The organism is Gordonia sp. BP-119 (assembly GCF_016924115.1).
GTDB classification, from domain to species: Bacteria; Actinomycetota; Actinomycetes; order Mycobacteriales; family Mycobacteriaceae; genus Gordonia; species Gordonia hongkongensis.
On sequence record NZ_JAFFZF010000023.1, the window covers coordinates 78,956 to 86,919 of the forward strand.

Consider the following 7,964-nt stretch of genomic DNA (forward strand, 5'->3'; position numbering starts at 1 on the left):
AGTGCTATATCGGTGGGGCGTTCTGATGGCCCGGCGCAGACGTGCGGTCCTGGCGGTCTGGGGACTGCTGCTGGTGGTGTGCGCGGTGGCCTACCCGCTGCTCGAGAACCGGCTCGGTGCGATGGATTTCGGTGTCGAGGGCTCGGAGTCCACCGAGGTGGATCGCCTGGTTGCCCGGCACTTCCCGCAGTTCGGTACGGAACAGGCGGTCATCGTGCTGCAGTCTGGCGCGGTCACCGCCACCGACGCCGAGTTCCGTGCAGCGGTGGCTCGCACGATCACCGCCGCCACCGCGGTCGAGGGCGTGGTCGACGTCGTCGGCCCCTACGACGGGCTGCCCGGATCCCAGATCTCGGCCGACGGTCACGTCGCGATCGCGCTCGCCGGCATGGACGGCGACATGGCCGAACGCGCGAAAGTCGCGCGCGACCTGCAAGACGCCATCGCCACCACCGGCGACGATTCCATCGACGTAGGGGTCACCGGGTACTCGGCGGTACAGAACGCGGCCACCGAACTGCAGAACGCCGACCTGGCCCGCGCCGAGGCAATCGGCATCCCGGTCGCGCTGGTCCTGCTCGTCCTCGCCCTCGGCGCCCTGGCCGCAGCGGCGGTCCCGATCGCAGTGGCCATCGCCGGGATGCTGACCGCGGTCGGAGTGTTGTTCACCCTCACTGCTGTGACCGCGTTCGATTCGCTGACCGTGGCCATGGCCACCATGGTGGGCCTCGGCGTCGGTATCGACTACGCGATGTTCATCGTCAGCCGCTTCCGCGAAGAACTCACCCACCACACCGGGCCAGACCATGCCGCGATCAGCGGCGCCGTCGGTCGCTCCCTCGCCACAGCAGGCAAAACGATTCTGGTCTCGGGCTTGGTGGTGATGATCTCGCTGTGCGCGTTGATCATCATCCAGGCACCGATCTTCCGTGGCATCGCCATCGGCGTCGCCACCGCCGTCACCAGTATGCTCACCGTCGCCGTCACCCTGCTACCCGCCCTGCTCGCCGCCTTGGGCCCGGCTGTCAACCGCGGTAGTCTCCCGGCCCGCTGGCGCCCTGCCGACAGCGCCACCGACGCTCCCGGCGTTCTCGGTGGCCGCTGGGCGCGCTGGGCGTATCTCGTCATGCGCCGACCCGTCCTCTTCGGCACCGCGGCCGCAGCGGTGCTGGTCCTCGCCGCGCTGCCGGTATTCGGGATCCGCTACGGCCTCGACATGGGCACCACCGCCCTCGACGACACCCCGACCGGACGCGCCAGCACCGCATTGAACACCAACTTCCCGCCCGGAGCACTCTCCCCGGTCGAGATCATCGCCACCGGCCCCAGCGACACCCCACTCACCGCAGACGCCGAAGCACGGGTCAACCGATTCCTGACCGAGATCGACGGCGACGCCCGCATCGACACCGTCCTGCCCGCCCAGCTCAATGACGGTCGAATGCTCGCGATGGCGATCCCCTCGGTCACCTTCGACTCGATGGCCGCCACCGACCTCGTCCGCGACCTGCGCAACACAGCCGCCGGCGCAGCCGGAGCCGAGATCCGCATCGGCGGCAGCACCGCCGAATTCGTCGATCTCTCCGACGAAATGACCACCAAACTTCCGCTGGTCGTAGCCCTGGTGCTGACCGCCTCGCTGGTCTTCCTCATCGCCGCTTTCCGCAGTATCGCCTTACCCCTCAAGGCCATCGCGATGAACCTGCTCGCCACCGGCGCCGCCCTCGGTATCACCGTCGCGGTGTTCCAGTGGGGTCTGGGCGAGAATGTCCTCGACTTCACCAGCCCCGGATTCGTGCAGGTCTACCTACCCACCGTGGTGTTCGCGCTACTGTTCGGGCTCTCGATGGACTACGAGGTGTTCCTGATTCGTCGCATCCGCGAATACTGGGACGCCAGCGGCGACAACCAGCGCGCCGTCGCGGCCGGGCTCACCCACACCGCACGCCCCATCACCGCGGCCGCCGCGATCATGATCGCCATCTTCGCAAGCTTCCTCACCGCCGACATCCTCGAACTCAAACAACTCGGACTCGCCCTTGCCGTCGCCGTCGCCATCGACGCCGTCCTCATCCGCCTCGTCCTCGTCCCCGCCCTCATGCGCCTGCTCGGCGGCTGGAACTGGTGGCTGCCCGCCCTCAGGTTTCGCCCACCCAACACTCGCGCACCACGGGCCGCCGCTGAGTAGCGCGGCGATCAGACCAGGTTGATTCGTCGCGGACACGGGACCGGCCGCCGGGGCCACACCGCCCTCGGGGGCAACCGTCACGGCCGGTCTGACCTTCGAGTCGAGTCGAAGGTTCAGGGTCGCGGGGTGGTGATGATGCGTATTACCCAGCTGGCGCGGCGGAGCGGTGTCCCTGCCACCAGCTGCGGCTCTACGTCGGATCTGGCCGAGTTCGTGGAGGCCGGACCGTTCCTGGAAGCGTTCCTCGTGTTGATCGTCATCCCACTGACGCTGGCGTGGCTCACCCCAGGTGTACCGCGCGCCGGGACCGGGCAGCGGGTCTCGGCGCGCGGTGAGCACCGGCGATGGCGCCGTTGATGGCTACGGTGCTGATCACCGTGGTGGCCTCGCAGGCGCCAAACTCGGTGACGGCCTGAGCCAGGTCGCGGCGGTGGTGCGGGCCGGAGTGCCCGCGTCGCCGGAAGGTGTGGCTGCGCAGCCCTCATCGCAGCCGCGGGCGCGAGTCATTGGCGGGACCAGATCAGTCCGAGGAGCCCGAGTCCGATGGGCGAATCCGAGCGGTTGGAGCCATGACAGGCTCACCAGCAGCGTGCCGCTGCTCAGTGCTACGGCCGCGATCAGCAGCGGGGCACCACCGCGCAACAGCCCAGGCAGCAGTGCCGCGGTCCCGATGCAAGCCCGCCAGCGGCGTGTCTAGGTCGCAGCAGCCACAACGGCCTCCCCCGCAGCTCGCCGAGCCACCGCTGCCTGGCGCTGGGTTCGGTGTCGATGGGACAGGGCAGCAGGGGGATTCGCTGCGCTCGAGCAGGTCTTCGCGTCCGGCCGCCAGCGCGGCGGCCAGGGTGTCGCCGGACCGCGGTGAGTTCGGCGAGCTCGGCATCGACCTCGGCGAGCTTGACACCCAGTCCCAGCCGCGGTGAACCCGCCGACGGTGAGCGGCTGCCGAGACGTGAGGGCTGTCGAGGGCGTTCATGTCCGGTCACCGTCCGGTACCTGGTCGATGCGGGTGCAGCACGTCAGGGCGGCGGCGTTGTCGGCCGCGAGCAACCGGGCGAGCAGCACCAGTTCGGCCACGCGCGGGTCTCCGACCGTGTACCGCAGCTTCTTGCCGTCGCGGCGCGCGACGATGTATCCGCAATCGGCCAGACACGACAGGTGCACCGACACCCGCGGCTGGGAGATGCCGGCGTGCGCGACGCAGTCGGCCGAGGTGCGTTCGCCGGCGAGGATGTATTCCAGCAGCTTCAACCGGGTCGGATCCGACAGGGCGCGAAAGAACTTCGCCGTCGTATCCAGATGTGTGCACGCCAGCTCGTCGCCGGGCACGGCGGTCGTGGACCGGGACATGGGGCACCTCCACACCACTTGAACTATTCGCTTAAGCGCATAGTATGAGCCCTGTAGGTATTCGTCAATGCGAATAGCAGCCGTTGGCTGGCGACGCGGTTGCTCAACCCCTCAGGAGGCAGGCGTGGCCACGACACAATCCCGTCCGGATCTGGCGATCGTCGGGTCCGGTTCGGCGGCGTTCGCCGCCGCTATCGCCGCGGTCGGCCACGGCAGGTCCGTGGTGATGATCGAGCGCGACACCGTCGGTGGCACCTGCGTGAACGTCGGGTGTGTGCCGTCGAAGACGTTGCTGGCCGCCGCGGAGGCCCGCCACGCCGCAGCCGCCGCCGACCGGTTTCCCGGCCTGGGTGCCGCTGCGGTGCCGCTGGATTTTCCGGGCCTGATCGCCGGTAAGGACGCGCTGGTCGCGCAGCTGCGGGCAAACAAGTACATCGAGCTGGCGGGCGAGTACGGGTGGGAGATCGTCTCCGGCACGGCAGTGTTCGACGGCACGAGTGCGGCGCCGGGGTTGCGGGTCGGAGCGAACGACGGCGGGACCCGGGTGATCGAGGCTGGCCATTACCTGATCGCGACCGGTGCGACGCCGTGGATCCCGCCGATCGACGGTCTGGTCGAGGCCGGGTATCTGACCTCGACCACCGCCATGGACCTGAAGCGGCTCCCGGAGTCGCTGATCGTGATCGGCGGCAACACTGTCGGGCTCGAACAAGCCCAGTTGTTCGCCCGCCTCGGCGCCCGGGTGACGGTGATCGAGGCCCTGGGGCGGCTGGCGCCGGGCGAGGAACCGGAAATCTCGGCCGCGATCGAGGCTGTCTTCGCCGATGAGCATATCGCCGTGTTGACCGCGGCCACCGTCGAGAAGGTCCTGGCCGGTGGCGGCCACAAGCTGGTGAGCGTGCGCACTCGGGCCGGGGTCAGCGAGCTGCGGGCCGAACACGTGTTGGTCGCGACCGGTCGCCGCCCGAACACCGCGGGGCTGGGCCTGGAGGCGGTCGGGGTCGGTGTCGACGGGCGCGGCGCGGTGATCGTCGATGACCGTCAGCGCACCGGCAATGCCCGGATCTGGGCGGCCGGGGACGTGGCCGGGGGCCCGCAGTTCGTGTATGTGGCCGCCGCGCAGGGAACGCTGGTGGCCGACAACGCGTTCGCCGACGCGGATCGGGTCCTGGACTACGCCACAGTGCCGCGGCTGACGTTCACCAGCCCCGCCATCGCCGCCGTGGGGCTCACCGAGGCCGAGGCGGTGACGGCCGGATACCGGTGCCGGTGCCGGACGCTGGCGTTGTCGAGTGTGGCGCGGGCGCTGGTCAATCGCGATACCCGTGGCCTGGCCAAGATCGTCGCCGACGCCGATACCGGCCGGATCTTGGGCGTGCACGCGCTGGCCGAGGGTGCCGGAGACCTGATCACCGCCGCCGGATACGCGATGACCGCGGGTATGACCGTCGACCGGCTCGCCCACAGCTGGGCGCCGTATCTGACCATGGCCGAAGCGTTGAAACTGACCGCCCAGACCTTCACCACCGACGTGACGAAACTGTCCTGCTGCGCAGGCTGACGATCTCCTCCAGGAAAGGCCGAGATGAACGGGCACATGACGATCGGCGTGTTGTCGGCGCGGACCGGGGTGAGGGTGAAGGCGTTGCGTGAATACACCGACCTCGGGCTCATCCACACCCTGGGGCGCAGCGCGGCCGGCTACCGCCTGTACACCGATGACGCACTGTGGTGTGTGCGGTTCATCGGCGAGCTGCGCGGGCTTGGGCTCACCATCGCCGAGATCTGCCAGCTCACCGATGACGCCGTCGATAGTGGAGACGGAGCGGTCGGCGCGCGTCTGGCCGAGCTACTGGAGCGGTCGCGACAGCGGCTGCACCGCCGGATCAGCGACGCCCAGCAGATCCTCGACCGCATCGACGACTTCACCAGCATCCACCGTGCGCGGTGGGCCGCCGACGATGTGTGCTGGACCGAGGTCCGTGCCGATGCCCGACGCGGGCTTGACTCTGCCCCCGGGGGCAGACCCTACCGTCATCGACATCGCACCCGACGCATTCTCGGAAAGGCTGACTCTCATGAGCACCGACTCCATTCCCGCCGACGTTTTCGCCACGATCGCACCAGCCGACCGTGACCGGGCGCTGCTGCGGGCCGCGCTGCGGCTGCTGGCCCACGGAGCGCCGGTCACCGTCACGGAGTTGGCGGCCGCAGCCGGTGTCGACGCCGGAGATCTCGAAGAGACACCGATCGGCGCCGACATCGAATACGACGAGCAGGGCCGGGTCCTCGGGTGGGGATTGACCCTGAATCCGACCCCGCACCGATTCACCGTCGCAGGCCATCAGCTCTACACCTGGTGTGCGCCCGACACGCTCGTCTTCCCCGCCGTGATCGGGGCGAGCGCACACGTCGAATCCGAGTGCCCGGTTACCGTCAGCGCCGTGCGATTGACCGTCGATCCAGTCACGGGAGTCACCGACCTGCAACCGGCCGCCGCGATGGTGGCCTTCGTCGACCCCGCCGGGATCCGGGGCGGGCAGGTCCGCGCCACCTGCTGCAATCCGCAGATGTTCCTGGCCACTCCCGACGCCGCCGAGCAGTGGCGATCCGAGCATCCTGGGATGACCGTGCTACCGGTCGCCGACGCCTACACCCAGCTCGCACGCCCACTGGCCGAGGCGCTCATCGACCCGGCCGGCGAGGCGCCGTGCTGCTGACTCAGAACAGGGTGTCGCGCACCCACAAGGGCCGGTACCCGGTCGGGCCGAGCTGGGCGAGTTCGGCGTCGATATCGGTCTTGAACGCGCCGAAGAAGACCTCCGATCACACCAAGAGGTCAAGCCGCGATCTCGAAGGACGCGTCCTGAGCGGGCCCGAACGCCTTGATCGGGTCGTAGTGCTGACCGGTTTGCAAGCAGTAGTGGAGCTGCCCGAGCAAGCGGTCGAAGAGGTGCCGAAGCGCAGCGGCGTGCCGATCGCCGCGGTCGCGTCCTCGGCGTTAATGGTCTTGGGGTGCGCCGGCTTTCGCCATCGCGGCGAACGCCCAAAGGAATCCTGCAGCGTTGAGTCGGTTGTTCTTCACCACGCGGCGGGTAATCGAGATGCTGCGCCCGGAGGCCCGCGTGATCAGCACAGAACCGGCGTAGGTCCTTCAGCGAACGGGCGTCGGTGAACCGCTCGCGGTCGTCGCCGATCTCGCCGAGCACCCGAGCGCCGGAGAGGTCAGCCAGGCCAGGAAAACTGGTGATCACCGCGTAGTCGGGGTACTGCTGGAATGCCTCGGTAGTGGCCTCGGTGAGCTGATCCACGGCGGCGCATTCAGCATCGACGCCACCCAGCAGCGCGAGGGCCTGGCGGCCGAAGGCATCCGCTGATCTACAGATCGAGAGTCAGGGTGGCGGTGCGCGCTCGAGATACGCACGGGTAGATGACTCCGGTGACGAGCGCTACTGACACGAGTGACGAATCCCCAGGTCGCCAACTGACATCCAAATGACGGATCTCAGGCCACGTGTTGCATCTGATGCAATATGCAGGGGCTTACTTGACATAAGATAGGGGCTTCACCGTAGGCGGCTTTGTAGGCGGCCGCGAACCGTGCCACATGAGCAAACCCATTGTCGTAGGCGACGTCTGCAACGGTGGCTGCGCCTCGAGTTCTGTCGGAACGGGTGGAGAGTGTCAGAGCGCCGCGGTCAGATCGTGGGGGTCAAGTGCGAGCGTCGACAGGGTGTAGAGCGAGTCCTTCTTTCGGATGGAAATGGGCATGTATGCGATTGAGTCGTTCGATCCACTCGATGCCGGTGAGTGAGTCTGGTCCGTGGTCGAATGGGCAGGTTCAGTCCTTGGACTGCGGTCGACATGAGTAGTGCGCGACTGTGTGGTGCCTAGGTGGTCTGGTCGTCGACTGTGGCGTCGCCGGCGTTGTGTTTGACCGACTCGATCCCGGTTCGCGCTGAGGCCTTCGACTCATATGCGTGGCTGGCGGCGATGATTTCGCCGTTGGCTGCTTCAGATGGAAACGGTTCTTGCCGGGCCTCGTCGGTGAACAGTTCGAACTTCGCGGCCATCGTTGGGGTTCCTTCCGGTCGGGAGTGCCGCAGTCACTACAAATCGAATATGCGCGACCGTGGGCTCGACTTCTCCCCTCGAGACCTGATCCGGTGCTGATTTGTCCCTGGCCTTGCGGTCCTGCACAACGCTGGATGTGCGGCGTCGGCGATGCCGGTATCTCATTCTTATTCATCGGTACCATCCGTCGTTAGGTGACGAATCCTGACACCAGCGGGCGCGGCGGTCAGTAGTGCCCCATAGGGTGGTGTAACTCGGTGGCCGAGATCGCCTGCAGCTACGTGTTGTACACGGATGTAGAGCGGCCACCGTGTGATCCTTCGAGTCAACCGTCTAAAGAATCCTCGAGGAGTCA

The 7,964-nt window shown here is 67.7% G+C and carries 7 protein-coding genes; 5 read left to right on the plus strand and 2 right to left on the minus strand.

The genetic code is table 11. From position 1 onward, the window contains the following. Window positions 1–25 precede the first annotated feature (25 nt). Together JW364_RS14540 and JW364_RS14545 are read left to right on the plus strand one after the other, a co-directional pair. Window positions 26–2,188 (plus strand): MMPL family transporter, encoded by a 2,163-nt coding sequence (locus tag JW364_RS14540; RefSeq protein WP_007240197.1) that lies wholly within the window; start codon window positions 26–28, stop codon window positions 2,186–2,188. Between the two features lie 135 nt (window positions 2,189–2,323). Continuing rightward, window positions 2,324–2,545, plus strand: a complete 222-nt coding sequence (locus JW364_RS14545) for a hypothetical protein (protein ID WP_005179582.1) — start codon at window positions 2,324–2,326, stop codon at window positions 2,543–2,545. Between the two features lie 612 nt (window positions 2,546–3,157). Here JW364_RS14545 and JW364_RS14550 read toward each other — a convergent pair. After that, entirely contained in the window at window positions 3,158–3,535 is a 378-nt protein-coding gene (locus tag JW364_RS14550) for a helix-turn-helix transcriptional regulator (RefSeq protein ID WP_005179587.1), read from the minus strand. Between the two features lie 124 nt (window positions 3,536–3,659). Between JW364_RS14550 and merA the strand changes: the two genes are divergently transcribed. Genes merA through merB form a run of 3 tightly spaced genes read left to right on the plus strand, consistent with a single transcriptional unit; the run spans window position 3,660 to window position 6,255 of the window. After that, window positions 3,660–5,096 (plus strand): mercury(II) reductase, encoded by a 1,437-nt coding sequence (gene merA / locus JW364_RS14555; protein WP_055476916.1) that lies wholly within the window; start codon window positions 3,660–3,662, stop codon window positions 5,094–5,096. 24 nt (window positions 5,097–5,120) lie between these two features. Next, on the plus strand, window positions 5,121–5,672 hold the full coding sequence (locus JW364_RS14560) for a MerR family transcriptional regulator (RefSeq protein ID WP_005179589.1): 552 nt from the start codon (window positions 5,121–5,123) through the stop codon (window positions 5,670–5,672). Further along, the gene (merB, locus tag JW364_RS14565; RefSeq protein ID WP_005179592.1) at window positions 5,614–6,255 is read left to right on the plus strand and encodes an organomercurial lyase MerB; all 642 of its coding nucleotides are present in this window, start codon (window positions 5,614–5,616) and stop codon (window positions 6,253–6,255) included. The genes JW364_RS14560 and merB overlap by 59 nt, the downstream gene beginning before the upstream one ends. Window positions 6,256–7,425: 1,170 nt before the next feature. Here merB and JW364_RS14575 read toward each other — a convergent pair. After that, window positions 7,426–7,608: a DUF1508 domain-containing protein gene (locus JW364_RS14575; protein WP_055476917.1), complete on the minus strand. Its 183-nt coding sequence runs from the start codon at window positions 7,606–7,608 to the stop codon at window positions 7,426–7,428. Between the last annotated feature and the right edge of the window lie 356 nt (window positions 7,609–7,964).